The sequence below is a fragment of the Actinacidiphila sp. bgisy167 genome, assembly GCF_057707665.1.
The window spans coordinates 1-2,458 of the sequence record NZ_JBYIQP010000180.1 but is presented as its reverse complement, the minus strand read 5'-3'; the positions used below and the strand labels follow the sequence as shown (position 1 = coordinate 2,458).

Annotated in this window: 2 protein-coding genes; both read left to right on the top strand. The window is 73.2% G+C overall.

The features are described 5' to 3' along the window. Positions 1–206 precede the first annotated feature (206 nt). Entirely contained in the window at positions 207–1,157 is a 951-nt protein-coding gene (locus AC3ET4_RS30580; RefSeq protein WP_431955188.1) for a GlxA family transcriptional regulator, read from the top strand. A 238-nt stretch (positions 1,158–1,395) separates the two neighbouring features. Next, positions 1,396–2,394, top strand: coding sequence for a type I glyceraldehyde-3-phosphate dehydrogenase (gap, locus tag AC3ET4_RS30575; protein ID WP_431955186.1), 999 nt, complete (start codon positions 1,396–1,398; stop codon positions 2,392–2,394). The last annotated feature ends 64 nt before the right edge of the window (positions 2,395–2,458 follow it).

Sequence of the window (2,458 nt, the reverse complement as noted above, 5' to 3'; positions counted from 1 at the left end):
GGGGGGGGATGCGCCCCCCCCCCCCCCCCCCCCCCTCGTCACGGGGCCCGACGCCTTGGCGGCGTCTGGTCGGCGGGTGGTGCCCGCCGCCCGGTGGCAGGATGCTTGCGGTGACCGTCCACCCCGCCATCGGGGCGGGAGAGCCGGGTCGGCAGCGCAGTCGGGGCCGGAAGACCCGTCGGGGCCGCAGAGCAGGAGGAAGAGCGTTGAGCCACGGGAAGAACCACCGGGTCGTCGTGCTCGTGCTGGAGGGCGCCAAGCCGCTCGACGTGGGGATCCCGGCGCAGGTGTTCGCCAGGCGGCCGAGCATGCCCTACGAGGTGCGGGTGTGCGGTGCCGCGCCGGGCCTGGTGACCGGCGGCGATGGACTGTCGTACCACGTGGCGGAGGGCCTGGAGGCCATGGAGCACGCGGACACCGTCTTCATCCCCGGCTACCGGGAGCCGGCGACCACCGAGCCCCCCGCGGCGGTCGTCGGCGCGCTGATGGCGGCCCGCGAACGCGGCGCCCGGCTCGCGGCCATCTCGACGGGAGCCTTCGCGCTGGCGGCGACGGGCCTGCTCGACGGCAAGCGGGCCACCACCCACTGGCACTACACGAAGGCCCTCGCCGAACGGCATCCGCTGGTACGGGTCGACGAGAACGTGCTGTTCGTGGACGAGGACGGGGTGCTCACCTCGGCCGGAGCGGCGTCCGGCATCGACCTGTGCCTGCACCTGGTGCGGCACGACCACGGCGTCGGCCTGTCCAACCATGTGGCGCGGCGTCTGGTGGCGGCGCCCTACCGCAGCGGCGGCCAGGCCCAGTACGTCCCCCGGAGCGTCCCCGAGCCCCTCGGCGACCTGTTCGCGAGCACCCGCGAGTGGGCTCTGGCGCACCTGGCGGAACCGCTGACACTCGACACGCTCGCCCGCAACGCCCGGGTGTCCGCGCGCACCTTCTCCCGGCGTTTCGTGGAGGACACCGGCTACACGCCGATGCAGTGGGTGCTGCGCGCCCGAGTCGATCTCGCCCGTGAACTGCTCGAGCGCACCGATCTGGGAGTGGAGCAGATCGCCGACCGCGTCGGCCTGGGCAGCGGCGCGAATCTGCGGCTGCACTTCCACCGCATTCTCGGCACCTCGCCCACGGAGTACCGGAACACCTTCTCGGCCTGAGGGGCATGGCGAGACTCTCGGCGCGACTCCAGGCGAGCTCTTGGCGCGACTCGGGGGCGGGGTGGTGGCGCTACTCGAGGGCGGGGTGTCGGCGCGACTTGGGGGCGGGGTGTTGGCGAGATCCTTGCGGTCAGTGGCGAAAAGTATGGCGGGATCCTTGCGCACCCTGTCGTCCACGCCACTGCCGCGGCGACCGCACGCCGCCCAGCATGGAGACGGCAAACGAAAGGAAACCGCCATGACCCGCATCGCCGTCAACGGATTCGGCCGCATCGGACGCAACACCCTGCGCGCCCTCATCGAGCGCGGCAGCGACCTCGAGGTCGTCGCCGTCAACGACCTCACCGCGCCCGAGTCCCTCGCCCACCTGCTCAGGTTCGACAGCTCCCTTGGCCGGCTCGGCCGCAGCGTCGAGGTGGACGGGTCCGACCTGGTCGTCGACGGACGCCGGATCACGGTGCTCGCCGAGCGCGAGCCGGCCGCGCTCCCGTGGGCCGAACTGGGCGTCGACATCGTGCTGGAGTCCACCGGCCGCTTCACCTCGGCGGACGCCGCCCGCGCGCACCTGACCGCCGGCGCCAAGCGGGTCCTGGTCAGCGCCCCCTCCGACGGCGCCGACGTCACCCTCGCGTACGGCGTCAACACCGAGGAGTACGACCCGGCCCGCCACGTCATCGTGTCGAACGCGTCGTGCACCACGAACGCCCTTGCCCCGCTCGCGTCCGTGCTGGACGATCTGGCCGGCATCGAGCACGGCTTCATGACCACGGTGCACGCCTACACCCAGGAGCAGAACCTCCAGGACGGACCGCACCGCGACATGCGCCGCGCCCGCGCCGCCGGCGTGAACATCGTGCCCACCACCACCGGGGCCGCCAAGGCCATCGGCAAGGTGCTGCCGAGGCTCGACGGCAAGCTCTCGGGCGACTCGATCCGCGTGCCCGTGCCGGTGGGCTCGATCGTCGAGCTCAACACCACCGTCTCCCGCGAGGTCACCCGCGAGCAGGTGCTGGAGGCCTACCGCGCCGCCGCCGACGGCACGTTGAAGGGCATCCTCGACTACGCCACCGAGCCCCTGGTCTCCAGCGACATCACCGGCCACCCGGCCTCGGCGATCTTCGACGCCGCCCTCACCCGCGTCGACGGCCGCCACATCAAGGTGGTCGCCTGGTACGACAACGAGTGGGGCTTCTCCAACCGCGTCGTCGACACCCTCGAACTCCTCACCCAGGGCTGACGACCCCGGGGGGGGGGGGGGGGGGGGGGGGGGGGGGGGGGGGGGGGGGGGGGGGGGGGGGGGG